This is a genomic window from Arthrobacter sp. Rue61a, from assembly GCF_000294695.2.
GTDB lineage: Bacteria > Actinomycetota > Actinomycetes > Actinomycetales > Micrococcaceae > Arthrobacter > Arthrobacter aurescens_A.
On the sequence record NC_018531.1, the window covers coordinates 295,537 to 321,098 of the forward strand.

Genomic DNA, 25,562 nt, shown 5'->3' on the forward strand with positions numbered 1-25,562 from the left:
CAGCCCTTACTGCACCGTCAGGACGGGCCTCTGGTTTCCAAAGTTGGGCTGGTTCCAAAGTTGGGCTGGTTCATGAGCCGGCCAGCGTTACCTCGCCAGCGGACTTGTCCGGACGCCACCCACGCCACACCGGATGCCTCAGCCTTCCAGGGCCCGTCCATTCCCCAAATGTCACTTCCGCCACGAGCTCAGGACTCACCCATGTAGCGCCCGCAGCGTCTTCCCGGGGAATGTCCGCGAACGGCGACTCAACAATAGCCAAGGGCTCCAGTTTCTCCATGATGTCCCTGAGCTGCCAGTCCTTGAAACCGCTGCCCACCCGGCCCACGTAATGTAGCTTGTCGCCGTCCGGGATGCCCAGCAGCAATGCGCCGAAGGTCCCGGCCCGTGCACCGGCACCGGGCCGCCAACCGCCCACCACCACTTCCTGGCTCTGCTCCAGTTTGAGCTTGATCCAGGACCTGCTGCGGCGGCCAATCACGTAACGGCTGTCGGCTTTCTTAGCCATGACTCCTTCCAAGCCAAGCTCGGCGGCACTCGTCATAAGGTCCTCAACGTCGTGGTCCAGCACCGCGGAAAGGTGAAGGGGACAGCCGCCCCGCAAGCGATCCGCAAATCCGGAAAGCCTCTCCCTGCGCTCGTGGAAAGGCAGCCCGCTAAGGTCCGTGCCGTCGTCGTACAGAAGATCGAACAGCATGAGCTGCACCGGAACCGTTGCCCGGGCACGTTCGATGTCCGCAGCTTTGACCAAGTTCATCCTCAGCTGCAGCCGGCCGAAATCAGGCCGCGATCCTTTGCCGAGCGCCACAATTTCGCCATCAGCCACGAAATCGCCGTCGGGCCAGCATGCGCGGTCCGTCAGTTCGGGATAGGCGGCGGTGAGATCGTTTCCGTTGCGGCTCATGAGTCGGATCCTGCCCTCGGTGCCGGTGATGATTGCGCGGATTCCGTCCCACTTCAGTTCATACAGCCAATCGTCGCCGCGGAGATCGGCGGTGGTCCCGGAAGTGGCCAGCATGGGGGTGTAGTTCGGCATGGGCCGGGGAGCAGGGGCCTGAGTCGGAGCGGACTTGGGTGCCGCGGCTTTGGCCGCAGATTGGGCGCCCCGACGCCCTCCTGGCTGCTCCTTCATGAGATGGATCAGCCAGTTCTGACCCGTATTGATGAGCGCGAACCGTTTGGTGCCACCAAGGCCACCACCCGGCTCGCCTGTGAGCGTCGCGATCACTTCCTTGCCGTCGCGCCACTTCTCGCAGGTGTACTCGCCGCGGTCCCAAATGGTCATGGTCCCGGCCCCGTACTCACCCTTGGGAATGACGCCCGCGAAGTTCGCGTATTCCATGGGGTGGTCCTCGGTATGAACGGCAAGGTTGTTGCGGTCGGGGCTTTCCGGGATGCCACGCGGCAGTGCCCAGGAAGCCAGGACGCCATGGTGCTCCAGGCGCAGGTCCAAGTGGTAGCGGCGGGCGTGGTGCTCCTGGATGACGAAAATGCCGCCGGGCGGTGGAGGATCGCCCGGCTTCGGCTGATCGGAGGCGGAGCCCGCCGATTGCGGGGAGGCAGAAACAGCCGACGACGACGGAAACGGCTCCGGGGTTTTGCCCGGATCGCGCATCCCGACGTACTTGGCGAGACGGTTCTCTACTGTCACCACACGCTCGCGGGAACGGCCGGTGCCTGAACTGCTTCCGGCAGTACCGTCGTCGTCATTCTCATCCTCGCCGTGAGGCGGCAGGTGGCGTTCGGAGATCGGCGCGAAGTGGTCTTTGCCTGTCTTCACGCGCTTCATCACGGCCACATAGTCGAGGTGTTCCAGCGAAGGAGAGGAGAGCTCCCGCCAGGTGCGGGGCGCGGCGACCGTAGGGTGGGCCTTCCCGCGCAGCGAATACGGGACGATGGTGGTCTTGTTGCCGCTGTTCTGGCTCCAGTCAACCAGCACTTTGCCGTGTCGGAGGGACTTCTTCATGTCGCTGACCACCAGCTCGGGGTGGTCCGATTCCAAGGCCCGGGCCAGCTCTTTGGCGAAGGCGGACACTTGCTCGGACTTCAGCGTCCCGTCCAGGCCAGTGTAGAGGTGGATGCCTTTGCTGCCGCTGGTAACAGGGACCGGGTCCATTCCCATGTCCTGCAGGATGGAACGGGCAAGCTTGGCCACTTCAACGCACTCGGACAGTCCTGCCCCGGGCCCGGGGTCGAGGTCCAGGACGAAACGGTCGGGGCGGAGCGGCTTCCCTGAAGGATCCACCTGCCACTGCGGTACGTGAATTTCCAGCGACGCGATTTGGGCCATCCATGTGAGCGTCGCAAGGTTGTTGACCATGGGATAAACATTGGTGTGGTCCGAATGCTGAATGGCGGCACGGGGAATCCATTTGGGTGCCGAGTCCTCAAGGTTCTTTTGGAAGAACACTTGCCCGGGGTTTTCGGCGGTACCCACTCCGTTGACCCAGCGCTTGCGGGTGACGGGCCGGTTGGCAGCGGCAGGGATCAGGAAAGGCGCCACTGCGGCGTAATACTCCAGCACTTCGGCCTTGGTGGTGCCGGTTTCCGGGTAGATGATTTTGTTCAGGTTGGTGAGGGTGAGCTCGTGGCCTTCCACGTTCACCCGCTCCTGTTGCTTGCCTGCCACCTCTTCTCCTCCGCTGTGTTGTGCTGTTGACTGGGTGCATGAGGGCCATATGGAAGGGATCTATCGCGTTCGGTCTGGTCAACGTACCAGTGAAGCTCTACAGTGCCACGGAGGATCACGATATTGGCCTGCACCAAGTCCACAATAAGGACGGCGGGCGCATTCGATACCAGCGGAAATGCGAGATTTGCAGCGAAGTTGTGGCGTACGAGGATATTGACAAGGCCTACGAAGAAGAAGGCCGCACGGTAGTTCTGACGTCCGCCGAATTGAAGTCGTTGCCTGAGGAGAACAGCCGCGAAATTGAGGTGGTGGAGTTTATCCCCGCCGAGCAGCTGGACCCCATCATGTACGAGCGCAGCTATTTCCTGGAGCCTGACTCCAAATCGCCCAAGGCGTACATGTTGCTCCGGCAGACGCTCGAGGACACGGACAGAATCGCGATTGTCCAGTACGCACTGCGGCAAAAGACCCGCTTGGGGGCGCTCAGGGTGCGGGGGGATGTGCTGTTGCTCCAGGCGCTGCTGTGGGGCGATGAGGTCCGCGAGGCCAAGTTCCCGTCGCTGGAGACTGATATCAAGATCTCGGACAAGGAACTCGAAATGTCCTCCGCCCTAGTGGAATCCATGGCGCACGACTTTGACCCCGACGAATACACCGATGACTATCAAGCGCAGCTGAAGACACTTATCGAGGCCAAGCTGGAGAAGGGCGAAGCGCTGGACACCGAGGCAACCTTCGGCGTGGTGGAAGGTGAAGGCGAGGGCGGCGACGTCATCGACCTCATGGAAGCGCTCAAGCGCAGCCTGGACAAGAAACGCGGCAAGGAAAAAGCGGACGACGACGCTGCTGCCGCCAGCAAAACTGCCAGCAAACCAAAGGCGCGGGCCAAGAAAAAGGCGTGAACCGGCGTCGTAATTCCACAAAGCTGCGGCCGTCCGGTGGGCGGCCGCAGCTTTTGTTGGTTAGTGATTCCGCAGCATGGAGATCAGCTCGGATTTCTTCTTGGCCGAGTAGCCTTTGAGGCCGAGCTCTTTTGCACGTGACTTCAATTTGTCCACGGTCCAGTCATCGTAATCACCGGACTTTCCTCCCTTGCTGCCTACTTCTTTGCGGCCTTTGGCTGCGGCAGCGTTGGAGATACGTGCTGCCTTCTCCTTGGAAGCGCCATCATCGCGAAGCTCTTCATAGAGCTTTGGGTCCTTCAAGCTGGAATTCTTCTTTCCCGGCAAGATGTGTTTCCTTTCTCTAATTCCACTAGTCCCTGATTCTCCCTGCTTCTACTAGGCGCCGGTTTCGTAGTGCGGTTCCGCTACCGGTTTGGACTCGGGCGAACCACGTTCACGGAGGTACACGGAGGCTCCCACCAGGACGGCCACAGCAAGGAACTCACTCTGCCAGTTCTGGAAGGACTCAAACCAGAATTGACTGGAAGCAATGTATCCCCAGGTGGAGACCTCGGGCAGGCCATGGCTGAGCTGTTCCTCGTTGTAAGCGGCCGCGCCACCTACCGCGTGCAACGTGAAGGAGGCCAGGAACAGGAGGCCTAGCAGGCCGGAGAGCGAGTGCTCATAGACCTTCAGCACCCAGCCGCCGCGCCTCACCGGCCACGGGGTCTTGGGTGACTTCTTGGCATCGCGGGGATCTTGGTCCTGTGGTGCTTCCTTGTCCACGGGTTTTGACTCCGAGGACCCCCTTTGGAACAGGAAAACGGTAAGGACCACGTACATGGCCATTTGAAGGAACTCCGATTCCCAGTTTTCAAAGACGGCTTCCCAGAAGCTGCCTGATGTCAAGAAATCCGGGATCCCGGTGGCCGGCTGGCCGTGAGCCTGTTGTTCCTCGCTGTACGTTGCCGCTCCCGAGATGATCATTCCCCCGAGGAAGACGACGAACAGGCCTGCGTTGACCAACAGCAAGCCGTGGTCCTTAACCCAATGGCGCGCGGGCGTCTTGTCCTTGCCGGATGTGTCGGGGTGCTTGACGGGTCTCAGCATCGGGCTCACTCTTCCCTTGCAATGCCGTTGCCGTCGCCGTTTCGGATGGCGCGGCGGTGCAGCCATAGCGGCGTTCCTACCACCAGGAGCAGCAGCACCAGGATGATGAATCCTGCAGCAACAAGCCCGGCCGTCCGGCCGGCGGTGAAGTCAAAAACGAGGGTGGCAGAGCCAACGATCAACAAAGCCACACCAGCCAAAGCCCACTTGGTGACCACATCGGCACTCGAAACCAGGGTGGCCTTGAGCCCCCTGCGGAACAAGCGGCGATGAACGCTGACCGGGAGCACGATGAGGACGGTGGTCAGGGCTGCCACCATCACGTTGACGAGGTAGAGGCTCCGTTGCCAGTCGTCCAGGAGTTCGAAGCGTTCCTGGAAGGGGAGTGTGAGCAGGAAACCGCCGAGGATCTGCACCCCTGTTTGGAGAACCCGTAACTCCTGGATCAATTCCATCCAGTTCCGGTCCATCCGTTCCTCGGTGGACTCGTTCCTGCCGATCCGGGGAGCCTGCTCCGGCTCTACCATCTGTGCACCTCCGTGTGGTTCTGGTGGACGACGACCATACTCCGGACTACGGTCGGAACTATCAGCATTCCTCGATCTTTTGTGTCGGGGCCTCATCGGATTTCCAAGGAGGAAGCAATGAGTCAGGACGAACACCGCGTGGACCCGGAAAGCGAGCCCGGCGGCTACGGCACGCCCACGCCTGAGCAGGAAATGCCCGGTCAGGGTGATGAGCGCGAGACGCCCGAACGGCCGGCCCAGGGAGAGCCCGAGGCTCCGGGTGACGAGTTCCCCACTCCCCAGGACCCCGACGCGGCACCCCCGCCCTCGACCACCGGAGAAAGTCCGGACGGGGCTGAATAAGCTCCGAGTACGGCTGAGGGCCGCCCCCGGGCTGCAGCTGTGCTGCGGCGGGGGGCAGCCCTACGTCGTCTGGAGCAAGCCCCCGTTGCTCTATACCGTGTGTCCCCTACGACCCGACATGAAGCTCAGCAGCCAGCCGATGGCCGCGATGACGAGGAGGATGACGCCTACCCACAGCAGCCAGTTCAGGGCTTGCGAGAAGCCGCCTACGAGAAGGAGAACAATTGCTACTACACCAGCAATGATCAGAAGCGTATTCATGGTCAGCACATTCCTTTCTGGGGGAATCTTTGATGAATCGCCGATTCCCAACTATGCATTCCGATTTACTTCGATTTAGTTATGCCGGTACTTGGAGGCGGTCCGTCGCCTCGAAGTGCCTTTTCAGTTATCACGAAGCGGGCTTCGCTGGGGGGCGAAGTTCGCCAGTCGTGAACAGTAACACTCCTCATTGTACTACTAAGCACCCTTATGAAAGGCTTATTGAAGTCGTCACCTGATGATTGGGCAGTTGCCGCAGATATTTAGCGGCACGTTTTTCGCTCACATGAACGTCCACGAGAGGAACACATGAAAGCGTCACAGCAGCTTGCAGACAACCTTCAGATCGTCCTGACAGACCTGATCGAGCTACAGCTCCAGGGAAAGCAGGCACACTGGAATATCGTGGGTCCGAACTTCCGCGACCTTCACCTCCAGCTGGACGAGTTGGTCTTGGCGACGCGCCAGTTCGCTGACGACACTGCCGAGCGCATGAGGGCCCTTCACGCCTTGCCCGACGGCCGCAGTGCGACCATCGCCAAGGGCACTCGCCTGGAAGAATTCCCGGCTGGCCTGGTCAACACCAAGAACGCCGTCAAGCTTGTCACTGACCGCGTAGAGCGTGCAGTCCAGACCATGCGCGATGTCCATGACGAAGTGGACGAAGAAGATCCCACGACGGCGGACCTTCTGCATGCATTCATCGCCCGCCTTGAGCAGCTGGTATGGATGATCAACGCCGAAATCATGAACGCCGGCGCTGCCGTGACGGATCCGGACGAGGCCTAGGCAGAACCCCGGACCAGGCTGATCGCGAACAGGGCGGACAGGCCATGCCCAGGCTGAAGCGCAGTGATCTTTCCAAGCCCGGCATTGTCCGCCGCAAGGTCGGGAAGGGATTCAGTTACCGCCACCCCGATGGCAGCTTGGTCAGCAAAGAGGATCGCCAGCGCATCAATGCGCTGGCGATCCCGCCTGCATGGACCGATGTGTGGATCAGTCCCTACGAACACGGGCACATTCTGGCCACCGGGGTGGACGCCGCAGGGCGCAGTCAGTACATCTACCACCCTGGTTGGCGGGAGCGGAAGGACACCGAGAAGTTCATCCGTGCGGCCAAGCTGGGCCTGGTCCTGCCAACGGTTCGACGCAACGTGACAGTCCACCTCCAAGACGCCACTGAACCCCGGCAGCAGACCCTTGCGGCCGCAGTGCGTTTCATGGATCTGGGCGCGCTCCGCGTCGGTTCCGAAATCTACATGAAGCAGAACGGCTCCTACGGTCTCACCACTCTCCGCTGCCGTCACGCGCGGGTGGACGGTCCGGACGTCTTCCTGAAATTCCCCGGCAAGAGTGGCCAGCTGTGGGACACTTCCATTCACGATCCCGCCTTGGCGGCCTTCCTTGAGCCGCTCGTGGGACGGCCAGGCAAGGAGCGACTGCTGGCCTACCAAACCAACGGCTCATGGGTCTCCGTGGACGCTTCCATGATCAACGAATACCTGCGCGGAATCGCCGGCGAAGCCTACACATCCAAGGATTTCCGGACGTGGAAGGGGACAGCCGCGGCAGCAATGTACCTCATCAAATCAGGCCACAAGGGGACTCCCCGCCAAGCGATTGTGCGGGCCATTAAGGAGACCTCGGAGCTGCTGGGCAACACCCCCTCCGTGGCCCGCTCTTCCTACGTAGACCCGCGCATCATCGAGGCTTTCCTCTCGGAAGAGCTGAAGGAAGTGAAGCCCACGGAAGCCTCGATTGCTGCCTACTTGAACGGCGAGGCGCCGAGGTAGACCATGCGCCTTAAGGCGGTCCCGGGAATTTTATGAGTACACTCGTACTAATAAGGATTGACGGGGCATAGCGTCTGGGGGCCGTAAATGATTCTGTTAGCAATCGTGGTGTGCGAAGTTGCGTTCTGGGTGGCGATTCTTGCCGGGCTTGCGGCGCGGTATTTGTTGCGGCGCCCCCGCCTTGGTGGGGCTCTCCTGATCCTTGCTCCCGTGATCGATGCTGTCCTGCTTGCCTTGGTGGCCGTCGATCTACTCGGCGGGGGAACTGCCTCATGGCAGCACGGACTGGCAGCGATCTACATTGGCGTCTCCATCGCCTATGGCAAACGCATGGTGGCCTGGGCCGATGCTCACTTCCAGCATCGATTCGCCGGCGGACCTGCACCGGAACGGCTCACGGGAGCCCGCTATACGGTCAAGTGCTGGCGGGATGTACTTCTTACAGCCCTGGCGGTGGTCATCGCCTCCGCGACCCTGGGCGCGATCATCCTCCTCGTCAATGACGCTGAGCGAACCTCAGCGCTCTCCGGATTCTTTCGCATTCTGGGAATCATCTTCGCAATCGATTTCCTCTGGGCTGTGAGCTACACGATCTGGCCAAAAAAGGCCGCCCGTCCCGTGCCCGCCACTACTTCCTCGCAGTGAAACCCCATGCCCCGAAGAATCGACGCCGAAGCACGCACTGCAGAGATTGCGGAGGCATCTCTACGTGTCCTCGAACGTGATGGGCTTGCGGGCCTGTCCGTGCGCGGGGTTGCCGCGGAAGCCGGCATTGCCGCCGCTTCGTTGCGCCGGGCGTTTGCCACGCAGCATGCTCTTCGGGAGTATTGCCTGCAACTCATTGAGGACCGAGTCACCGCCAGGGTGGCCGCTCTTGAGCTGGCCGGCCGGGCACTCGTTGATGAGTTGCTGCTGCAGTTGCTCCCTCTCGACAAAGAACGGCGCATGGAACTGGTGGCGCAAGTCCAGCTCGGGGTCCTTTCGCTGACCGACAGCGAGCTTCGCCCTGCTGCCATCAGGCTTAGCGACGCGGTAAATCGCGCGTGTCGCGCTGCCATTCAGATCTTGACCGAAGCGGGCCAGTTCTCCAAGGGGCGCGACCCCCAGTATGAAGAGCAGCGGCTGCGTGCACTCTTGGATGGAATCGCGATGCACGGCCTGTGGAGCGGGGAACTGCCGGATACGAGTCCAATGCTCAGCATGCTCGCACGCCACCTCGACGAGTTGGCGGGTCCGTAGGACACGGAAAGAGCCTGGCGCCACCCATATTTGGGTAGCGCCAGGCTCTTTCTGCGTCCCTAAGGAGTTTGCGTGTCCCTGCTACGCGTCGTGGTCCGTTTCGAGGATCTTCACCAGGCTGTCCAGTGCTGCATCGGCGCCTTCACCTTCGGCACGCAGCACCACGACGTCACCGTGGGAAGCGCCGAGGCTCATGAGGGACAGGATGCTGGCGGCGTCCATGGCGTCATCGGCGGGCTCGCCCTGACGTGCGATGGTGACGTCGATGTCCAGGTCTCCGGCTGCCTCCGCGAAGATGGCTGCCGGGCGGGCGTGGAGGCCCACACGGCTTGCAATGGTTGCTGTACGTTCTGGCATTGGTGCTCCTTTTTATGAAGGGTGGCGGTGAGGGAGGTGGCTTTGTGGGAAGTCTAGACGTTTGACCTGAGAGGCTAGACGCTGACGGTTGCCGGGGCGGCTTCGGCTTCGACCGGCTTCTTGACTGCAAAGCGCTTCAGGGCGATGACGGCCAGCGCGCTGACCACCATTCCGGCGACGATGGCGATGATGAACATTGGCAGGTTGCCAATGGCGAAGAAGACGAAGAGACCACCGTGGGGAGCCTGGGAGGTGACCCCGGTAGCCATGCAGAGGGCGCCTGTCAGTGCGCCGCCCACCATGCTGGCCGGGATGACGCGCAGCGGGTCGGCTGCGGCGAAGGGGATGGCGCCTTCTGAGATGAAGGAGGCGCCCAGCAACCAGGCGGCCTTGCCGTTTTCGCGCTCTGCGAGGCTGAAGAGCTTCTTGTTCAGGACGGTTGCAAGGGCCATGGCCAGCGGCGGAACCATGCCCGCGGCCATGACGGTGCCCATGATGAGCCACGGTGCCTGGTTGTCAGCGCTGCCGGCGCTCAGGCCAGCCACTGCGAAGGCGTACGCAACCTTGTTGACCGGGCCGCCGAGGTCGAAGCACATCATGAGGCCAAGGATGATGCCGAGGACTACGGCGGAGGCACCGCTCATGCCCGTGAGCCAGTTGTTGAGAGCCACGGTGAGGCCGGCGATGGGACCGCCCAGGACCAGGAACATCAGGCCCGAAGCGACGATGGAGGCCAGCAGCGGGATGATCACAACCGGCATCAAGCCGCGGAGCCAGCGGGGTACCTGCCACGTCCCGATCAGATGCGCGATGTAGCCGGCCAGAAGACCGCCAACAATGCCGCCGAGGAAACCGGCACCCATGAAGCCTGATACTGCGCCGGCAACGAAGCCGGGGGCAATGCCCGGCCGGTCGGCGATGGCGTAGGCGATGTAGCCGGCAAGCGCCGGAACGAGGAAGCCCATGGACAGGGCACCGATCTTGAACAGGACCGCGCCGAGGTAAATGGCGAGCCCGCCTTCAGGCAGGTTGCCGAAGTTGTTCTCCAACACCACCTTGTCCGCAACCTCAGTGATTTCGTAGCCGCCCAGCAGGAATCCAAGGGCAATCAGCAGACCGCCGCCAGCCACGAACGGGATCATGTAGGAGACGCCGGTGAGGAGGGCACGCTTCAGCTTCTGGCCGATGTGCTCGCCCTTTTCCTCCTCCGCGCGCTCGGCCTGCTCTTCAGCTCCGGAGTGCGGCACACGGCGTGCGTGCGGGTCTTCGGCAGCCGCAAGAGCTTCGCGGACCATTTTCTCCGGCTCGTCGATGCCACGCTTGACCGGTGCGTTGATGACCGGCTTGCCGGCGAAGCGCTCCTTGCCACGGACATCGACGTCGACTGCGAAGATCACGGCGTCCGCGGCAGCGATCACCGCGGGGTCCAGAGGCTTGGCGCCGGAGGAACCTTGGGTCTCCACCTGGAGGTCCACGCCCATTTCCTTGGCAGCGGCCACCAGCGAGTCGGCAGCCATGTAGGTGTGCGCAATGCCGGTGGGGCAAGCGGTCACGGCGACGATGCGCTTTGGTGCGGAAGTCGTCGTCGTGCCTGCTGCGGGGGCCGCAGCAGCGGCAGGTGCAGCGGCCGGCTTATCAGCCAGCGCACCATCCACGAGGTCCACAATGTCCTGCTCAGTGGCAGCCGCACGCAGTGCTGCAGTGAAGTCCTTTTTGATCAGCGAGCGGGCCAGCTTGGAGAGCAGCTTCAGGTGCTCCTGGTCTGCGCCGTCCGGGGCTGCGATGAAGAAGATGAGGTCGGCAGGACCGTCCTTGGCGCCGAAGTCCACCTTGTGGGAGAGGCGGGCCATGGCCAAGGCAGGCTCCTGGACAGCAGCGGAGCGGCAATGCGGGATTGCGATGCCGCCGGGGACGCCGGTTGCGGTCTTCTGCTCTCGTGCGAAGGCGTCGGCAAAGAGACCTTCAACCTCGGAGGCGCGGCCCGAGGCGGCAACTTTGCCAGCCAGGACGCGGATGACATCGGCGGGGGAGTCGCCCAGGTTTTGGTCGAGGGTGACCAATTGGGGTGTGATCAGCTGGGTCACTGTGAGTCCTTCTGGAGGGCCGTGATGGTTACGGCATCGGGGGTTGTCTGGTGGACTGCCGGGACAGTGGAGCCCGGCAGCGAAGCAGCAGCGGCACCATGTGCCACGGCTTGACGAAGGCAGTCCTGTGCGGAGCCACCTTGGGTTGCGGCCAGCAAGTAGCCGGCCAATGCAGAGTCCCCGGCGCCTACCGTGCTGACGGCTCTGATGGGCGGATGCGTGGCGAGCCATGCTCCGTCTGCCGTCACCAGGATTGCTCCCTTGGACCCGAGTGTTGCGAGGACGGCGCCTACACCGCTGGCGACGACGGCGGCAGCGGCTTCAGCGGCTTTGGCCGGATCTGCTTCCAGTTCGTCAGCTGTGGAGACGTTGGTGAAACCGGCGGCGGCGGCAAGCTCGGCGAGCTCTTCCGCGTTCGGCTTGAGGAGGTCCGGTTTTCCCGAGGCATCGCCTACCAAAGCGGCCGCGAGCGGCGCCCCGGAGGAGTCGATGGCGATGCTTGGGGTGGCCGTACCGTCCGAGTTCGACCGGAGTCGACGAGCGATGGTGGCGTAGAAGTCCGCGGGTACTCCTGGTGGGAGTGATCCGGCGAGAACCACCCAGCTGGCCCCACGGGAGCGTTCCAGCAGCAGCCCGATCAGGGCGTCCTGCTGGTCATCGCTCAGTTCCGGACCGGGTTCGTTGATCTTGGTGGTGACGCCGTCCGGTTCGGTGAGTGTGACATTGCTGCGCAGCGCCTGACCGATGGGCAGCGCCGCGAACGGCACACCGCCGTCGTGCAGCCCTGAAAGGACCGGGTCCGAATCGGCGCCCGGAAGAACAGCCAGGGTTTCGAGGCCGGAGGCCACGAGCGCGCGTGAAACGTTGACCCCCTTGCCACCGGATTCCTGGTGCACGGCCACGGCGCGCTGCACCTCGCCCCGGGCTAAAGCGCCGGGAAGCTCAACCGTGCGGTCCAGGCTGGGGTTGGCGGTCAAGGTGACGATCATGCGATCACCAAATCCACGCCGGCGTCGGCCAGGGCTGCTGCGAGCTCCGCAGAGGGTTCGATGTCTGTAATCAAGGTGTCAACATCCTTCAGGGTGGCGAACTGGACCAGTGTTTCGGCGTCCAGCTTGGAAGAATCGGCAAGGGCCACCACGCGGCGGGCTGACGTGACGAACGCGGCCTTGACTGCGGCTTCCTCGGGATCGGGTGTGCTGAGCCCGAACGTTGCATGGATGCCGTTGGCGCCGACGAAGGCGATGTCCGGGCGAAGTTTGTGGGCCGCTTCCACTGTGGACTGCCCGACGGCGGCCTGCGTCAGTCCGCGGACGCGGCCTCCGAGGATCTGGAGTGCTATGCCTTGAGTGGAGGAGAGCTTGCCGGCGATGGGGATGGCGTGGGTGATGACCACGAGCTCATCGTTTCCGTTACGCGATGGTGTCTGTTGGGCCAACAGGTCCGCGAGGGTTTCCGTGGTGGAGCCCGCGTCCAGCAGGATGCTGCCTGCGGTGAGCTGGGGGATCAGGGCGAGGGCTGCATGAGCGATGCGGAGTTTTTCAACTTGGCGTTGGACGGCGCGCTCAAGGATGCTCTCTTCGCGTGTGCTGAAGCGATCCGAGGGGACGGCGCCGCCGTGGACGCGCCTCAGGTTCCCGGAGCCCTCAAGGGCTGCGAGGTCGCGGCGAATGGTCTCAGTGGTGATGCTGAAACGGTCGGCGAGGTCAGTGACGCTCACCCGTCCGCGCTCTGCGACGAGTGCGGAGATCAGTTGCTGGCGTTCTTCGGCGAACACTAACCCTCCATTGCGGTCAAGGCGACTTTCAAGGCGGCCACATCAGTGACTGCTGTCACAATGATGTGGAATTGCTTGACTCTATCTTTGTTTATGTTGGTAAGTCAAGAGAAATCAACATAAACAAAGATCCGCAGGCGATGAGGAGGGTTGTCAGGCACGAAAAAGGGCATGCCGCGCTCCCTGTAGCGCGGCATGCCCTCGTGCGGATCCCGACTGGGGGATTTATGGGATCCGGTCTGTGGAGCGAAGTGACCCGGCGATGACTACGTCAGAATCCCGGGTGGTTCCCCTGTCGTTCCAGGCCCTGGCGGGGGCGTGGGAACTGCGGGTCCCGGTCCGGGTTCGGGCCCGGGCGTGGGGTCCGGAACGGGCGGCGGTCCTGGTTCCGGCAACGGAACGGGCTCAGGCGTGGGACCCGGCTCGCGGGTTGGATCAGGGTGTGACGGGTCCGGCGGGAATCCGCTCATGATCGTGCGCTCCGTCGGTGAGCGGAATGTTGCGGCCGGAGGCTTCCGGGAACAGTGGCGGGATATCTGCTGGAATCCCACCCTGAACCCGGGTAGTCGATGGGCAGGTTGTCCGGATCTGGTGGATCCGGAAGGCTGCGCTTGCCGGCCGACCTCAGCTTTCCACCCGTGGTCAAAGGATCTTTTCGTTGCGATTCTGCGTGCATGCTGTCCCTCCCGGTAGCTCCAGAACTGATGGTGTAGCTCCTCATGGCGTCCCCAAACCTCAATCCGGGATTTCCATGCGGAAACCGCAGTGACATCCGAGGATGCGTGTATTGATGAGTACCTCGTACATCCGTAGCTGCGCTCCAGGAGTCAATACCAGCGGTGCCTGGATTCTGCGGAGCTCGCAGCTCTTGGTCTTCATGGGTTCACCGCAGTGGAGGTACTGGCCGCCGAACTGCAGAACGCCTTGAGGGACGCCCGGGCGGTTCAGGACCGCGGCCACACGCCGCACGGAGGCGACATGCTCATAGGAGTACCTGCAGGCATGGCACTCGTACGCAACGTCCACCATGTTGGGAGCGGGCGGGTAATGCGACTGGATCGAGTTCACCAGAAGGTGCTGGTCGGTGTTGCAGCGCGAGCACCACAGCGGTTCATCAGGGGGCTGATGGGCTTCGTCCGGGACTCTGGAGGCTGGCTGGGCCGGCATGGATCTGTACCTCGGCATCAAAAAATGAGGGACGCCCGTCTGCATGAGCTGAAAAGCCTGGTCCTGTGATGGGGACTGTAGCTAGATTGTGCACATAGGTGCACGGGAGATGCAAGGATTCCGTCGCTCTTTCTGAGACGGTGACAAGCCGCACCCGGACGATCGTAAAATGAGGCATGGACGAAATTAACGTTGAATTAGCGCTGCCTGATGCCGCTTCAGCGCCGGACGTTGTTTCGGTGCCGGAGCAGCTGCAGGATCTTGTTGTTGACAGCGAGGATGTAGCTGGATTTCTGGACGAGCTTGCTAAGTTCTCGGCGGCGGCTGTCTCTGAAGCAGTGGGCTTGGACGTGCTCTGCGGCATCACCCTGAGCCGGCGGCGCCGTACTGCCACGGTGGCTGGAAGCACCCATGAGGCCAGGCTGATCGACGAAGTTCAGCAGGCGTACGGGGATGGTCCTTGCTTGGAGGCCATGCGCAGCCACGGGACGGTGCACGTTCCTGACACTTCCACGGAGGAGAGGTGGTCCGAGTACTGTTCAGTCATTGCGGACCGCGGTCATCTTTCCGCGCTTTGCGTTCCCTTGGAACTGGATGAAGGAGCCACGGCGGCGCTTAACTTCTTCGCGCCGCAGCCCAACGTTTACGACGAAGCGACTATCAGGAACTGCGAGCTCTACGCCAGCCAGGCCGAACGCTCTCTCCGGTTGGCGGTGCGGATTGGCGTGAAGCAGCAGCACGCCGATGACCTGCAAGACGCAATGCAGTCCAGGACGGTCATTGACCTCGCCTGTGGGATCATCATGGGGCAAAACCGGTGCACCCAGGAAGAGGCCTTCCAGATTCTCAAGAAGGCGTCCAGCACCCGCAACCAGAAGCTCCGGGAAGTCGCGGAGTCGCTCGTCACCAGCGTGGCGAAGCAGGCTCCTGTAGCCCATTTTGAGCCCTAGGCCCGCGCTGGCAAGGAATCCACCGCAACTCCCTCACTTGTGACGGCCGCCACTCATGAACTACATTCATACATGGGTTAAGCAGATAGCCCTTGGAGCCTCATGAGTTGGAGCCATCCGAGATGGTCCAAGAACTGCACCTTTCTAGCCGTGGCCCCTTTCGGCCGGCTCATAGCGTGCCGCCATGCAGGCTCCTTGAAGGAACAAAAGGAGAACAGCAATGACGCTTGGATCCCCGATTCCCGCCCCGAAACCTGCAAGCGGGCGGGCGCCTGCAACTGTCGATACCGGAGCGCGCCCTTGGTGCACCGTATGCGACACTGATTCGTACATTTTTGTGGAGACGGTCGTGGAAGCCACGCCGAATCAGTCGGAGATCGTCGAGGTCAGCTACACCTGTAGCGAATGCGATACCTTTTACGCCCACGCAGTCCGCCTGAGTGCCTTGGTGCCTGCGATTCAGAGCGAATTTCTGGCCACCTCTGCCGCCGGGCTCTGGTTCAGCTGCACCCACTGTGGTGATCCCATGACGTTGGGACGCCCCACGGAACGCGTCATTGAGGCGCCCCGGACCACTGACGATCCGGACAGCCCCAGCCTCCTTGAGGTGTACCTGCAAACGCAGGTGCTCCACTGCCGCTGCGGTTTCCAAATGGAGGTTCCGCGCCACGTTGGATAACCGCCGTCTCTAAATAACTCATCGTGGGGAGGGTGGCTGTGCGTACATTCGGCGTCGAAGAGGAACTGCTGATTGCCGATCCAGTAGATGGCATGCCCTTGGCGCTCGCCTCCGGAATTCTGGATGTGGCTGGCTTCTCCGAAACAGACAACAGCTCCGATGCCGGGCCGTCCCTGAAGTCGGAGTTCAAGCAGGAACAGATTGAGGTCAACTCGCTTCCGTGCCGCACCGCCAAAGAACTCCGTGCCGAGATTCGTGCCGGGCGGGCGTTGGCTGACTCTGCGGCCCGGGCTGTAGGGGCGCGGGTTGCTGCTTTGGCCACTCCGCCGGTCTTCCATGCCACGCCCACCGCGGGCAACCAGCGCTATGCCGCGATGGGTACGGAATTTGGCCTGATCTCCCGGGAGCAACTCACGTGCGGCTTCCACGTGCATGTGTCCATCGAGTCGCCGGAGGAAGGCGTTGCCGTGCTGGACCGGATGCGACATTGGTTGCCGGTTCTCTTGGCTTTGAGCGCCAACTCCCCGTTCTGGATGGGCGCCGACACAGGGTTTGCCAGTTACAGGACCCAGATCTGGAACAGATGGCCCACGGCAGGTCCCATGGATGTGTTCGGCTCGGCAGGCGGCTACGGGCAGGTGCTTTCAGAACTGCTGGGAACCGGAGTTCCACTGGACGAGGGCATGATCTACTTCGACGCGCGCCTGTCCAGGGGGCATCCAACCGTAGAAGTCCGGATCGCCGACGTCTGCCTCTACGCCGAAGACGCCCTCACCATTGCGATCCTCGCACGTGCCCTTGTGGAAACGTCGGCTAGCGAATGGCGCAAGGGGGAACCGCCGTCGGGCGTCATGACGCCTGTGATCCGCATGGCCAACTGGAAAGCCAGCCGTTTCGGCGTCAACAACCAGCTGCTGCACCCGCTGGAGCAGGCGCCCTTTGCCGCCGCAGACGTGGCGGGCGCCCTGCTCCGGCACATCCGCCGCGCCCTAACGGAATCAGGGGACCTGGCACTCGCGCGGACCGGAGTGGCGAATATCCTCCGGCGCGGAACCGGCGAGCGGCTGCAGCGGCAAGCTTACGGCCGGCGGTTCCGGTTGTCCGACGTCGTTTCCACCGCCATTGCCTCTACACACAACTACGGCGAACGCTCCGACGCCGGCCTCTTGAGTCGCTGACAACAATCGGCAGGCGTCGGAACATCGCTCAACAGGGAAAACTCAGCCCTGGTTGATGCGGATCATGTTGCCGGAGGGGTCACGGAAGGCGCAGTCGCGCGGGCCCCATGGCTGGTCGATCGGTTCCTGCAGTACTTCGGCGCCGGACGCGCGGAGCTTTTCGAAGGTGGCGTCCAGATCGTCCGTGGTGAACACCAGCATGGGCATGACGCCCTTGGTGAGGAGTTCCTGGATGGCGTCGCCGTCGGCCTGGGAGCGGCCGGCGTGCGGCGGGGAAAGGACCAGCTCAAGATCAGGCTGGGCATCGCTGCCGATAGTGACCCAGCGCTGGCCATCTGAGCCGACGTCGTTCCGGACGTCAAAACCCAAGGCGTCCCGGTAGAAGGCGAGCGACTCATCAACATCGTTGACAGTGACGTGTGCATATTTCAGTGAAATGTTCATGAATCACACGCTATTGCAGCTATGACGCGGGCGCTTCTTCAATCCTGCTCAGGTTTTGCGGGGACTTGCCGTTTCTTTCAGGGCGCGTGTGCTGCTTCGCGATGCAGTTGGGCATGGCCTTCACAGCGTGGTGCTCCCGGGCGCGGTACTCGCTGGGGTTGATTCCCACGATTTCGGTGAAACGCGTGCTGAACGAGCCCAACGAGGTACAGCCGACTTCCATGCAGGCATCGGTGACGCTGGTTCCCGCGCGGAGCAGGGCCATGGCCCGCTCGATGCGCCGTGTCATGAGGTAGTTGTATGGAGATTCTCCGTAGGCGGCCTTGAACTGGCGGGAAAAATGCGCGGGGGACATCAGGGCGCCGGCAGCCATGGTAGGCACATCCAAGGGACGCGCATATTCGCGATCGATGAAGTCGCGGGCGCGCCGCAGATGGGCCAGGTTGGCCAGTTCCTGCGGAGTCATGGGCACAGTCTACTAGGGCCAGCACAGTCTACTAGGGCCAGCGCAGTCTACTAGGCTCGTGCCCATGGAATCAGTGGTGTGGTCGAAGCCCGAAAACCAGCGCAAGGGCACGCCGTTGCTGGTAATGATGCACGGGTATGGCACCAGCGAGCAGCGCATGGTTGACCTGTTCCCTCACCTTCCCGGCGAGTTCAGCTGTGCGGCGCTTCGCGGCCCCAAAGCCATTGGGGACCACTACGGCTGGTTCCTGCTGGACTACTTCCTGACCAACGACTTCGCGGATGTCATCGCATCCACCAATTCGGTGTTCAGCTGGATCAACTCCGTCAAGGACAACCACAGCAGCGTCAGCCTGCTGGGTTATTCGCAGGGCATGGCCATGGCCACCACGCTCCTCCGCCTGCGGCCCCACGCCTTCAAAGCAACCGTGGGCCTCTCCGGGTTCGTCCTGGACAACGATCTCTTGGCCCTCAGCGAGTCCTTCGACTCGCCGCCACCCTTCTTTTGGGGGCGGGACAAGGCCGATCCTGTGATCAACGAGGACGCCATAGCTCACACCGAGGAGTGGTTGAACGCCAATGTTGCCCTGACGGCGAGGACCTATCCGGGGATGGGCCACAGGATCGAGGCGCCCGAATTGGTGGATGTCAGCGCGTTCCTGAAGTACTACGTGCTGGGTTAAGTCCCGGGATTAGAAGGCATTTGCCGCCCGGAAGCAATCTCTTGGGGAGATTCGCGTCACAATTTCGCATTCGACTGCACTCTATTGAATGACAAAATTGTAAGCGCTTACACTTTTGGCTGGTGACCCGGTTCGGGTCGCACGCCAAGGCGTCAGGCGAGGATGGAAAGGGTTGAGGCCGTGTTGCATGGTTAGGACTCACAGGGTGACAATCCAGGACGTAGCCGTCCTCTCCGGATTGTCCATTTGCACGGTGTCGCGGGCCCTTAGGAAGCTCCCCAACGTTTCCGAAAAGGCACAGCGACAGGTGGCGGAAGCCGCCAGCAAACTTGGCTATAAAGCCTCAGCCGCGGCGTCCAGGCTGGCGGGCGGCAGCACGGGTCTGGTGGCCATCGTCGCCCCCACAGCCACCGCCTGGTTCTTCGCCCAAGCCGTGGAAGCGGCAGAAGAAGTCTTCGGCGACAGTGGTTACGACACCGTCCTGATCAGCCTGCGCAACAAGGCCAGCGTGAGGCAGCAGTTCTTTGCGGACCTTGGAAACCTTGCGCAAAGAGTGGACGGGCTGCTCCTGCTCAATATTGACCTCGCCCCCAATGAGGTGGAAGCGTTGGAAGCCTGCGGGCTCGCAGTAGCCAGCGTGGGCATGCGAAATGTTCCGTGGGACAATGTAGGTATCGATGACGAACACGCGGCCTGGCAGGCTACCCAACACCTGCTGGGGCTGGGCCATTGGGACTTGGCCGTTCTCTCGAGCAATGAACACTCCGTTGTGACTGAGACTCCACGGTTCCGTGGCTTCAGGCGTGCACTGGATGAACACCACCTCACCGTCCACCCGGACCTTGTGGTGGGAGCCGGGCCAAGCATCGACGACGGCAGGCGGGCAATGACCGAACTCATGACCCGCGGCGGGAGGCCCACAGCAGTGTTCGCCCACTGTGACGAGGCCGCGTTCGGTGCCCTGATGGCGCTGCGCGAGCACGGCCTTTCCGTGCCCAAGAACGTGTCCGTGATCGGTATAGACGATCACCCCATGAGCTGGTTCCTTGGCCTGAGCACCGTGGCGCAACCCGTTGCCGACCAAGGCGCCTTCGCAGCGAACCTGCTGTGTGAACGCCTGCTGAATACTGAATCCCCCCACCAACCCTCCAACCACCTGCTCGATACCAAGCTCATCGAACGCAAGACCACGCGCCACAAGCGCTGAACGGAACAATGCACATGACTGATCTTCGTAATGCCTGGACCGGCGCCTCGGCGCTGTTGTTCGACCTCGACGGCGTGCTGACGCCCACGGCCGTGGTGCATGAGCAGGCCTGGCAGGAACTTTTCGACGGCTACCTGGCCGGCACAGGCCACCCGCAGGGATACCAAGAGAGCGACTACTTCGATCACATTGATGGCAAGCCTCGCTTCGATGGCGTCCGCGATTTCCTGACGTCACGCGGCATCACGCTGCCCGAGGGGCCGGTCCATGACCACCCGGACAATGAGACCGTGCAAGGCCTGGGCAACCGCAAGAACGCGATTTTCAACGAGATCGTGAACTCACGCGGCGTTGAGCCTTATGAAGGTTCGGTCAAGTTCATCAACGCCGCAGTGGAGCTGGGTCTCAAGGTGGCTGTCGTGTCCTCTTCACGTAATGCGCCTGCGGTACTGAAGGCCGCCGGGCTCGACCACCACTTCGAGGTGGTGGTGGACGGCCAGGTTGCTGCCGGCGTCGGACTTCCCGGTAAACCGGACCCGGCCACCTACGTCTATGGGGCAGGCCTGTTGGGCGTGCCGGTGGAGGAATGCATCGTGGTTGAGGATGCAGTATCCGGCGTTCAAGCCGGTGCGGGTGCGGCCTTTTATGCCGTGATCGGCGTGGACCGCGGAGCGGGCCGGCAGACCCTGCTCGACGCCGGTGCCACGCTGGTGGTCGACGACCTCAACGATCTTCTCTGACCCTACTTTTTACGAAGGACTTCAACAGCCCATGGCACTCATCAGCTCCGATCGGCTTCGCTTCCCCTGCGAGCCCTGGAAGCTCGTGGAGAATATCCACGTCCCCGGTGACGAGGGAACGCTGGAAACGCTGTTCGCGCTTGGCAACGGCCACCTTGGTATTCGTGGCTCGCATTCAACAGCCGGGGACGGCGAACTTCCCGGCACGTTCATCAATGGTTTCCATGAGATTTGGGACATCAAGCACGCCGAAAATGCCTACGGTTTTGCCCGGACGGGCCAGCGGATCGTTTACGTGCCGGATGCCAACAACTTCACCGTTTCCATTGACGGTGAGGCGCTGAGCCTGGCCGAATCCACGGTGCTGGACTACCACCGCAGCGTGGACTTCTCCACAGGCGTCTACGAGGAAAGCATCACTTGGGCCTGCCGTTCGGGCGCTACCGTCTCCACGGTAGAGCGCCGCGCCGTGGGCTTCGATTCCCGCGGATGTCTTGGCCTGGAACTGTCGCTGACAGCTGACCGCGACGTGTCCGCGGACATCACCTCCGGCGTCGTGAACCGCCAGGACCAGCCTGTGGAGGACCACTCGGTCCACGATCCCCGCCGCTCAGGCCGGCACGCCGGGCGTGTCCTGCTGCCGCTGCACCTCCAAGGCGCCGACGGCTCACTTCGCCTCGCATGGGAGACCTCTGAGTCCCGCCAGCGCGTCGCCATGGCCGTGGACCACTGGATTTCCGCCGAAGGCCAGCCGTTCGAGACTTTGGTGGCGGAGGACGAGTCCTCTGTCCGTTACGTTTTGGCCATTCACGACGGCGACACTTTCCGTTTGGAGAAGTCGGTCAGCTACCTGGTTGCCGGCTCCTCTGACGCCGAAGACCGTGGTGAAAGCCTTGCGGCCGAAGCCGAAGCGAACCTGGTGTCCTTCTCCGACATCCTGGACCAGAGCAAGGCCCACTACGCCGAATACTGGACCACGGCGGACATCTCAATTGGTGGTCAGCCGGAAATGCAGCAGGCGGTGCGCTGGGGGTTGTTCCAGTTGGCACAAGCCACTGCCCGGGCGGGCGTTGCGGGTATCCCGGCCAAGGGTGTGAGTGGTTCCGGTTACGAGGGCCATTACTTTTGGGACCAGGAGGTCTACCTCCTGCCTTACTTGACCTACACCAATCCTTGCGGGGCGCGTAAGGTGCTGGAATCGCGGCACGCGATGCTGCCGGACGCGCGCGTCCGGGCCAAGGAGCTCAGCGTGGACGGTGCGCTGTTCCCGTGGCGGACCATCAACGGCCTCGAAGCGAGTGCCTACTACGCTGCCGGCACTGCCCAGTTCCACATTGCGGCGGCCATCGCCTTCGCAGCCAACCGATACCAGTGGGCCAGCGGCGATGACACCTTCCGCGGCGAACTGGGCGCCGACCTGTTGATTGAAACAGCACGCATGTGGGCGTCGCTGGGCTTCTTCGGCAAGGACGGAATGTTCCACATCCACGGCGTCACCGGCCCGGATGAGTACACGGCCGTGGTCAACGACAACCTCTATACCAACGTCATGGCGCGCTTCAATCTGCGGGCCGCCGCTGCGCTGGAACACGAGGGGGTCGCGGATACCGAGCGCATGGTGTGGCGGCAAGCGGCCGAGCGGATGTCGCTCCCGTACGACCCCCACCTGGAGGTCTTCAGCCAGGACAACGATTTCATGACCCTGGAGCCGTGGGACTGGAACACACCCAAGTCCAAGTACCCGTTGCTGCTGAACTTCCACCCCCTGGTGATCTACCGGCACCAGGTCCTCAAGCAGGCTGACACCGTACTGGCCATGTTCCTGCAATGGCAGGACTTTACTGCGGAGGAGAAGCAGCGCGCCTTCGATTTCTACGATCCCATCACCACCGGCGACTCCACCCTGTCCGCCTGCGTTCAGGGCATCATGGCGGCCGAAGTCGGCTATGGGGACGTCGCGCTGCAGCACTTCACCGAGGCACTCTTCATCGACCTCGACAACTCCCACGGCAACACCATCGACGGCGTCCACATCGCCTCCACGGGCGGTATTTGGAGCTCTTTGGTGTGCGGTTTCGCAGGCATGCGGGACCAAGGTGAGGTGCTGCGCTTCGATCCGCGCCTGCCTGTTGAATGGGAAGGCCTGTCCTTCCGGCTCAAGGTGCAGGGACGCTTGTTGGCTGTGGATCTGGCACAGGGTTCCATTGCCCTGACGCTGGTGCCCGAAGCGGATTACAGCCAGGAGCCGCTTCGAATTGATGTGCGGGGTTACGACGTCACCGTTGGTGCGGAGACTGTCGCCGTGCCGCTGGAGACCGTACCCGTCCCGCCGCCGTCGATCTTCCCCAGCGTCTTCCCGACGGCAGGCCTTCCGATCATCCGGTAGCGCCGGTTGACGCGAGGCCCGGTGCCCCGAGCTTGGAGATCGACGTGGTAGCGGTCATTCCGTAGTCAGTTGCTGCTGGCGGTTTCCTGCCGGGTTTTGGCTACGGCGCGACGGTCCAACTCACCGTTGATGAGGTCCAACAACGCTTGGGCCGGTTCCGACAAGTGATGAGTATCCGGAGAGCCCAGCTGGTCGCAGTGGATGAGCACGTGGCGGATGCGTTCCAGTTCGCGGGAGGGCACCAACGGCCAGCGGTGGAAGAGCTGCCTGACGGCGATGGCTCCCAGGAGAGCATCGGGTTTATTGGCAACGCGATGGTGGCCATGGTTCTCGGCTGCTCTTCGTCGAGCAACGGAGGCCGCGGAGGGTGCGACGCCATGGGCCAGGAGAATCTCGGCCTTGAGTGAATTGGGGGCCATTGGGGACCTGCCAAACGTGGTGCGAGGGAAGCCGGCTGCGTGACTTTGAATTTAGCTTACAGAATGTGAGTTACCTCACGCCAATGGTTACGTAAGCCGTCCGCCGTCGTCGTCCTGAACTCCGGCTCCCAGCGACAGCTAATGCTGCAGCGCAAAGGCGCCGTCACCCTGATCGGGTGGCGGCGCCTTGCTCTGGCTAACCCAGGTGGATGTGCGGAGTGTCGCCCGTCCCGCTGAACGTCTTGCGGTCGATTCGGATCAGGAGGAGCGCGATGGGGGCGATCAATATCGCCACGCCTGCGGCCCACAGGAACACCAGTGAGTAGCCCGATGTCAGTGCGGCCAGTGTCCCACCGCCGACGGCGGTAGCTGCTGCCGCGATAGCGCTGAACAGTGCGATGCCCAACGAGCCGCCGATCTGTTGTGAAGCGTTGACCAGTGCGCTGGCGACGCCGGAATCGTCCTTGTCCACGCCGAACAGTGCCAGGTTTTGCATGGGAACGAAGACCATTCCCAGCCCGACGCCCATAAGCACCAGCGCAGGCAGCACGTTGATTGGGTAGCTGCCGTCGGGGGTGACTTGGGTGAGCCACAGCGTGGCTGCCGCCATGAAGACAGGTCCCAGCGCGCTGGGGATTCTGGCGCCCAACCTGGGCAGGTTCTTCGCAACGAGGCCGGCGGTGATGATCAGCACCACCGTCATGGGCAGCGACGCGATTCCGGCGGCGAACGGCGCGAAGCCCAGGACGATTTGCAGATAGAAGTTGATGAACAGGATCCCGCCGATCAACACCGCTCCGGCCAGGAATGATGCCAGGAAGGCTGCTGCACGGTTGCGTTCTGTAGCGACGCGCAACGGCAGCAGCGGGTTCTTTACCTTGCGTTCGACGGCGACGAAAAGTACCAGCAGCAGGGCACCTGCGGCGATGAAGCCCCACGATTCGATCGCGCCCCAGCCGTGCTCGGCGTTTGCGAAGCCGTAAACCAAGGAGCCGAGGCCCAGCGCGGCAAGAACGACGCCGGGCCAGTCGTATTTGGTGGAGCCTCCGGCTTTGCTTTCGCTCACCAAAGTCCAAACGCCGATGAGCGCGATGATGGCGATGGGGACGTTGACGAAGAAGCACCACCGCCACGAGACGAACTCGGTGAGGAAGCCGCCCAGCAAAACTCCTGCCGCCGCACCCACCCCGCTGATGGAGCCGAAGATGGCGAACGCCGTGCCGCGGTCCTTGCCGCCAGGGAAGGCAACCGTGAGGAGCGCGAGCGCCGCCGGTGCGAGCAGCGCTGCGAAGATGCCCTGCAGCGCACGTGCCCCAAGCAGTTCCCATGGCTGCTGCGCCAGTCCACCGATCAGGGAGGCGACAGCGAAGCCCGCGGAGGCCGTGATGAAAGTCCTCTTACGCCCCCAGAAGTCCGAGATCCGGCCACCCAGAAGCAGGAAAGCGCCGAAGACCAGGGCGTAGGCGGTGACCACCCATGCCCGGGTGGAGTCGCTGATGCCCATCTCGATCTGGAGGCGGGGGAGTGCCAGGTTCACGATGGTGCCGTCCAGGACAACCATGAACTGAGCCAAAGCCAGGAAGGGGAGGGCCCGCCAGCCGATGCCCTTCTTGTTGTGTTGGCTTGGTTGGACTTTGTTGCCCACCGATTCGAGCAGTTGTGATGCCACGCGTCACCCATTCTTGAAAGTAGTAATACTTATAAAAGTATAAGTACTTTGAAAGATGGGCGTAAGCCCGTGGGGACGTGATGTGTGTCTTAGTGGTGTTCCGGCTCCGCAAGGAACGAAGCCAACCGCTCCAGGGCGGGCAGGCTGGCCGCGATTTTTTCACGCTCTTCGGGGAGCAGCCGATCGCTGGCCTTCGTCAGCGCGTCAGCCCATGCTCCTTCCAGGAGCGACTTGATGCGCTTGGATTCGTCCGTGGGGTGGAGGGAAACGTATCGCTTGTCTGCAACATCCTTGACCCGCGTGACCAATCCGGCCGCCACGATCTCGCGCAGCTGGACGCTCACGTTGCTCAGTTGCCGACCCAAACGCGCGGCCACCTCGGCAACAGTGACGCCGGGGTGGCTCTCAACGACGCGGAGAATTTCCAGCACACCGTTCGAAATGGGGCGCAAGCCGGTCTCGTTGAGCGACTTACGCCGAATGTCGGACGAGATATCGATCATGCAGACGGCCAACGCCACATGGTCCACTGGCTTTTCTCCCATCCGTCAAGCATAGGTGGGGGCGCC

At 62.5% G+C, this 25,562-nt stretch carries 29 protein-coding genes; 14 read left to right on the forward strand and 15 right to left on the reverse strand.

Annotated elements, in window-relative coordinates:
* Positions 1-70 precede the first annotated feature (70 nt).
* Positions 71-2,629, reverse strand: coding sequence for an ATP-dependent DNA ligase (locus ARUE_RS01415; protein WP_014920462.1), 2,559 nt, complete (start codon positions 2,627-2,629; stop codon positions 71-73).
* Between the two features lie 38 nt (positions 2,630-2,667).
* On the opposite strand from ARUE_RS01415, the gene ku reads away from it, so the two are divergent.
* On the forward strand, positions 2,668-3,534 hold the full coding sequence (gene ku / locus ARUE_RS01420) for a non-homologous end joining protein Ku (RefSeq protein WP_014920463.1): 867 nt from the start codon (positions 2,668-2,670) through the stop codon (positions 3,532-3,534).
* Between the two features lie 60 nt (positions 3,535-3,594).
* Here the strand turns inward: ku and ARUE_RS01425 are convergent, their stop codons facing one another.
* Genes ARUE_RS01425 through ARUE_RS01435 form a run of 3 tightly spaced genes read right to left on the reverse strand, consistent with a single transcriptional unit; the run spans position 3,595 to position 5,153 of the window.
* On the reverse strand, positions 3,595-3,861 hold the full coding sequence (locus ARUE_RS01425; protein WP_014920464.1) for a DUF7218 family protein: 267 nt from the start codon (positions 3,859-3,861) through the stop codon (positions 3,595-3,597).
* Between the two features lie 51 nt (positions 3,862-3,912).
* Positions 3,913-4,626, reverse strand: coding sequence for a DUF6766 family protein (locus ARUE_RS01430; RefSeq protein ID WP_014920465.1), 714 nt, complete (start codon positions 4,624-4,626; stop codon positions 3,913-3,915).
* Between the two features lie 5 nt (positions 4,627-4,631).
* Positions 4,632-5,153 carry a DUF6328 family protein gene (locus ARUE_RS01435; protein WP_043469628.1) on the reverse strand — a complete coding sequence of 174 codons (522 nt, stop codon included), beginning with the start codon at positions 5,151-5,153 and terminating at the stop codon, positions 4,632-4,634.
* A 117-nt stretch (positions 5,154-5,270) separates the two neighbouring features.
* On the opposite strand from ARUE_RS01435, the gene ARUE_RS01440 reads away from it, so the two are divergent.
* On the forward strand, positions 5,271-5,495 hold the full coding sequence (locus tag ARUE_RS01440) for a hypothetical protein (protein ID WP_014920467.1): 225 nt from the start codon (positions 5,271-5,273) through the stop codon (positions 5,493-5,495).
* 90 nt (positions 5,496-5,585) lie between these two features.
* Here ARUE_RS01440 and ARUE_RS01445 read toward each other — a convergent pair whose 3' ends face one another.
* On the reverse strand, positions 5,586-5,756 hold the full coding sequence (locus ARUE_RS01445) for a DUF4175 domain-containing protein (protein WP_143711595.1): 171 nt from the start codon (positions 5,754-5,756) through the stop codon (positions 5,586-5,588).
* A 309-nt stretch (positions 5,757-6,065) separates the two neighbouring features.
* Here ARUE_RS01445 and ARUE_RS01450 point away from each other — a divergent pair, with 309 nt between their 5' ends.
* The 4 genes from ARUE_RS01450 to ARUE_RS01465 all read left to right on the forward strand — a co-directional run bounded on the left by ARUE_RS01450 (position 6,066) and on the right by ARUE_RS01465 (position 8,788).
* Complete coding sequence (locus ARUE_RS01450; protein WP_014920468.1) at positions 6,066-6,545, forward strand: Dps family protein; 480 nt, start codon at positions 6,066-6,068, stop codon at positions 6,543-6,545.
* 44 nt (positions 6,546-6,589) lie between these two features.
* Entirely contained in the window at positions 6,590-7,549 is a 960-nt protein-coding gene (locus ARUE_RS01455; RefSeq protein ID WP_014920469.1) for a DNA topoisomerase IB, read from the forward strand.
* An 87-nt stretch (positions 7,550-7,636) separates the two neighbouring features.
* The gene (locus ARUE_RS01460) at positions 7,637-8,194 is read left to right on the forward strand and encodes a hypothetical protein (protein ID WP_014920470.1); all 558 of its coding nucleotides are present in this window, start codon (positions 7,637-7,639) and stop codon (positions 8,192-8,194) included.
* 6 nt (positions 8,195-8,200) lie between these two features.
* Complete coding sequence (locus ARUE_RS01465) at positions 8,201-8,788, forward strand: TetR/AcrR family transcriptional regulator (protein ID WP_011773060.1); 588 nt, start codon at positions 8,201-8,203, stop codon at positions 8,786-8,788.
* Positions 8,789-8,869: 81 nt separating this feature from the next.
* On the opposite strand, the gene ARUE_RS01470 is transcribed toward ARUE_RS01465, so the two are convergent.
* The 4 genes from ARUE_RS01470 to ARUE_RS01485 form a co-directional block, all read right to left on the reverse strand.
* A complete protein-coding gene (locus ARUE_RS01470; protein ID WP_014920471.1) occupies positions 8,870-9,145 on the reverse strand; it encodes an HPr family phosphocarrier protein in 276 nt (91 codons plus the stop codon).
* Between the two features lie 74 nt (positions 9,146-9,219).
* Positions 9,220-11,229, reverse strand: coding sequence for a PTS fructose transporter subunit IIABC (locus tag ARUE_RS01475; protein ID WP_014920472.1), 2,010 nt, complete (start codon positions 11,227-11,229; stop codon positions 9,220-9,222).
* Complete coding sequence (locus tag ARUE_RS01480; protein WP_011773063.1) at positions 11,226-12,218, reverse strand: 1-phosphofructokinase family hexose kinase; 993 nt, start codon at positions 12,216-12,218, stop codon at positions 11,226-11,228. The genes ARUE_RS01475 and ARUE_RS01480 overlap by 4 nt, the downstream gene beginning before the upstream one ends.
* Positions 12,215-13,006, reverse strand: coding sequence for a DeoR/GlpR family DNA-binding transcription regulator (locus ARUE_RS01485; RefSeq protein ID WP_011773064.1), 792 nt, complete (start codon positions 13,004-13,006; stop codon positions 12,215-12,217). Before ARUE_RS01485 ends, ARUE_RS01480 begins: the two co-directional genes overlap by 4 nt.
* Positions 13,007-13,268: 262 nt before the next feature.
* Between ARUE_RS01485 and ARUE_RS24010 the strand changes: the two genes are divergently transcribed.
* Positions 13,269-13,478 carry a hypothetical protein gene (locus ARUE_RS24010; protein ID WP_162486102.1) on the forward strand — a complete coding sequence of 70 codons (210 nt, stop codon included), beginning with the start codon at positions 13,269-13,271 and terminating at the stop codon, positions 13,476-13,478.
* A gap of 263 nt (positions 13,479-13,741) precedes the next feature.
* Here the strand turns inward: ARUE_RS24010 and ARUE_RS01495 are convergent, their stop codons facing one another.
* Positions 13,742-14,173: a hypothetical protein gene (locus tag ARUE_RS01495; protein WP_043469638.1), complete on the reverse strand. Its 432-nt coding sequence runs from the start codon at positions 14,171-14,173 to the stop codon at positions 13,742-13,744.
* A 176-nt stretch (positions 14,174-14,349) separates the two neighbouring features.
* Here ARUE_RS01495 and ARUE_RS01500 point away from each other — a divergent pair, with 176 nt between their 5' ends.
* The 3 genes from ARUE_RS01500 to ARUE_RS01510 all read left to right on the forward strand — a co-directional run bounded on the left by ARUE_RS01500 (position 14,350) and on the right by ARUE_RS01510 (position 16,980).
* Entirely contained in the window at positions 14,350-15,123 is a 774-nt protein-coding gene (locus ARUE_RS01500) for a GAF and ANTAR domain-containing protein (RefSeq protein ID WP_011773067.1), read from the forward strand.
* Positions 15,124-15,343: 220 nt separating this feature from the next.
* Positions 15,344-15,802, forward strand: coding sequence for a hypothetical protein (locus tag ARUE_RS01505; protein ID WP_043469641.1), 459 nt, complete (start codon positions 15,344-15,346; stop codon positions 15,800-15,802).
* A 32-nt stretch (positions 15,803-15,834) separates the two neighbouring features.
* Positions 15,835-16,980: a glutamate--cysteine ligase 2 gene (locus ARUE_RS01510; protein ID WP_014920475.1), complete on the forward strand. Its 1,146-nt coding sequence runs from the start codon at positions 15,835-15,837 to the stop codon at positions 16,978-16,980.
* A 42-nt stretch (positions 16,981-17,022) separates the two neighbouring features.
* On the opposite strand, the gene ARUE_RS01515 is transcribed toward ARUE_RS01510, so the two are convergent.
* Together ARUE_RS01515 and ARUE_RS01520 are read right to left on the reverse strand one after the other, a co-directional pair.
* The gene (locus ARUE_RS01515) at positions 17,023-17,424 is read right to left on the reverse strand and encodes a VOC family protein (RefSeq protein ID WP_011773069.1); all 402 of its coding nucleotides are present in this window, start codon (positions 17,422-17,424) and stop codon (positions 17,023-17,025) included.
* 19 nt (positions 17,425-17,443) lie between these two features.
* Positions 17,444-17,890, reverse strand: coding sequence for a helix-turn-helix transcriptional regulator (locus ARUE_RS01520; RefSeq protein ID WP_011773070.1), 447 nt, complete (start codon positions 17,888-17,890; stop codon positions 17,444-17,446).
* A 64-nt stretch (positions 17,891-17,954) separates the two neighbouring features.
* On the opposite strand from ARUE_RS01520, the gene ARUE_RS01525 reads away from it, so the two are divergent.
* The 4 genes from ARUE_RS01525 to ARUE_RS01540 all read left to right on the forward strand — a co-directional run bounded on the left by ARUE_RS01525 (position 17,955) and on the right by ARUE_RS01540 (position 22,905).
* On the forward strand, positions 17,955-18,572 hold the full coding sequence (locus ARUE_RS01525) for an alpha/beta hydrolase (RefSeq protein WP_014920477.1): 618 nt from the start codon (positions 17,955-17,957) through the stop codon (positions 18,570-18,572).
* Positions 18,573-18,777: 205 nt separating this feature from the next.
* Complete coding sequence (locus ARUE_RS01530; protein WP_238324466.1) at positions 18,778-19,779, forward strand: LacI family DNA-binding transcriptional regulator; 1,002 nt, start codon at positions 18,778-18,780, stop codon at positions 19,777-19,779.
* An 8-nt stretch (positions 19,780-19,787) separates the two neighbouring features.
* Positions 19,788-20,519 (forward strand): HAD family hydrolase, encoded by a 732-nt coding sequence (locus ARUE_RS01535; protein ID WP_014920478.1) that lies wholly within the window; start codon positions 19,788-19,790, stop codon positions 20,517-20,519.
* A 31-nt stretch (positions 20,520-20,550) separates the two neighbouring features.
* Positions 20,551-22,905 carry a glycoside hydrolase family 65 protein gene (locus ARUE_RS01540; protein WP_014920479.1) on the forward strand — a complete coding sequence of 785 codons (2,355 nt, stop codon included), beginning with the start codon at positions 20,551-20,553 and terminating at the stop codon, positions 22,903-22,905.
* A gap of 65 nt (positions 22,906-22,970) precedes the next feature.
* Here ARUE_RS01540 and ARUE_RS01545 read toward each other — a convergent pair whose 3' ends face one another.
* The 3 genes from ARUE_RS01545 to ARUE_RS01555 all read right to left on the reverse strand — a co-directional run bounded on the left by ARUE_RS01545 (position 22,971) and on the right by ARUE_RS01555 (position 25,538).
* Positions 22,971-23,324 (reverse strand): hypothetical protein, encoded by a 354-nt coding sequence (locus tag ARUE_RS01545; protein WP_011773074.1) that lies wholly within the window; start codon positions 23,322-23,324, stop codon positions 22,971-22,973.
* Positions 23,325-23,520: 196 nt separating this feature from the next.
* Positions 23,521-24,993, reverse strand: coding sequence for an MFS transporter (locus ARUE_RS01550; RefSeq protein WP_014920480.1), 1,473 nt, complete (start codon positions 24,991-24,993; stop codon positions 23,521-23,523).
* 89 nt (positions 24,994-25,082) lie between these two features.
* Positions 25,083-25,538 (reverse strand): MarR family winged helix-turn-helix transcriptional regulator, encoded by a 456-nt coding sequence (locus ARUE_RS01555; protein WP_014920481.1) that lies wholly within the window; start codon positions 25,536-25,538, stop codon positions 25,083-25,085.
* Positions 25,539-25,562: the final 24 nt, after the last annotated feature.

Bases quoted from the DNA above. Each gene is read 5' to 3' on its own strand.
- ARUE_RS01545 (WP_011773074.1), bottom strand. From the start codon at position 23,324: ATGGCCCCCAATTCACTCAAGGCCGAGATTCTCCTGGCCCATGGCGTC.
- ARUE_RS01535 (WP_014920478.1), top strand. From the start codon at position 19,788: ATGCACATGACTGATCTTCGTAATGCCTGGACCGGCGCCTCGGCGCTG.
- ARUE_RS01455 (WP_014920469.1), top strand. From the start codon at position 6,590: ATGCCCAGGCTGAAGCGCAGTGATCTTTCCAAGCCCGGCATTGTCCGC.
- ARUE_RS01520 (WP_011773070.1), bottom strand. From the start codon at position 17,890: ATGACTCCGCAGGAACTGGCCAACCTGGCCCATCTGCGGCGCGCCCGC.
- ARUE_RS01540 (WP_014920479.1), top strand. From the start codon at position 20,551: ATGGCACTCATCAGCTCCGATCGGCTTCGCTTCCCCTGCGAGCCCTGG.
- ARUE_RS01435 (WP_043469628.1), bottom strand. From the start codon at position 5,153: ATGGTAGAGCCGGAGCAGGCTCCCCGGATCGGCAGGAACGAGTCCACC.
- ARUE_RS01450 (WP_014920468.1), top strand. From the start codon at position 6,066: ATGAAAGCGTCACAGCAGCTTGCAGACAACCTTCAGATCGTCCTGACA.
- ARUE_RS01515 (WP_011773069.1), bottom strand. From the start codon at position 17,424: ATGAACATTTCACTGAAATATGCACACGTCACTGTCAACGATGTTGAT.
- ARUE_RS01465 (WP_011773060.1), top strand. From the start codon at position 8,201: ATGCCCCGAAGAATCGACGCCGAAGCACGCACTGCAGAGATTGCGGAG.
- ARUE_RS01495 (WP_043469638.1), bottom strand. From the start codon at position 14,173: ATGCCGGCCCAGCCAGCCTCCAGAGTCCCGGACGAAGCCCATCAGCCC.
- ARUE_RS01470 (WP_014920471.1), bottom strand. From the start codon at position 9,145: ATGCCAGAACGTACAGCAACCATTGCAAGCCGTGTGGGCCTCCACGCC.
- ARUE_RS01430 (WP_014920465.1), bottom strand. From the start codon at position 4,626: ATGCTGAGACCCGTCAAGCACCCCGACACATCCGGCAAGGACAAGACG.
- ARUE_RS01525 (WP_014920477.1), top strand. From the start codon at position 17,955: ATGGAATCAGTGGTGTGGTCGAAGCCCGAAAACCAGCGCAAGGGCACG.
- ARUE_RS01440 (WP_014920467.1), top strand. From the start codon at position 5,271: ATGAGTCAGGACGAACACCGCGTGGACCCGGAAAGCGAGCCCGGCGGC.
- ARUE_RS01555 (WP_014920481.1), bottom strand. From the start codon at position 25,538: ATGGGAGAAAAGCCAGTGGACCATGTGGCGTTGGCCGTCTGCATGATC.
- ARUE_RS24010 (WP_162486102.1), top strand. From the start codon at position 13,269: ATGACTACGTCAGAATCCCGGGTGGTTCCCCTGTCGTTCCAGGCCCTG.
- ARUE_RS01480 (WP_011773063.1), bottom strand. From the start codon at position 12,218: ATGATCGTCACCTTGACCGCCAACCCCAGCCTGGACCGCACGGTTGAG.
- ARUE_RS01505 (WP_043469641.1), top strand. From the start codon at position 15,344: ATGACGCTTGGATCCCCGATTCCCGCCCCGAAACCTGCAAGCGGGCGG.
- ARUE_RS01445 (WP_143711595.1), bottom strand. From the start codon at position 5,756: ATGAATACGCTTCTGATCATTGCTGGTGTAGTAGCAATTGTTCTCCTT.
- ARUE_RS01460 (WP_014920470.1), top strand. From the start codon at position 7,637: ATGATTCTGTTAGCAATCGTGGTGTGCGAAGTTGCGTTCTGGGTGGCG.
- ku (WP_014920463.1), top strand. From the start codon at position 2,668: ATGAGGGCCATATGGAAGGGATCTATCGCGTTCGGTCTGGTCAACGTA.
- ARUE_RS01500 (WP_011773067.1), top strand. From the start codon at position 14,350: ATGGACGAAATTAACGTTGAATTAGCGCTGCCTGATGCCGCTTCAGCG.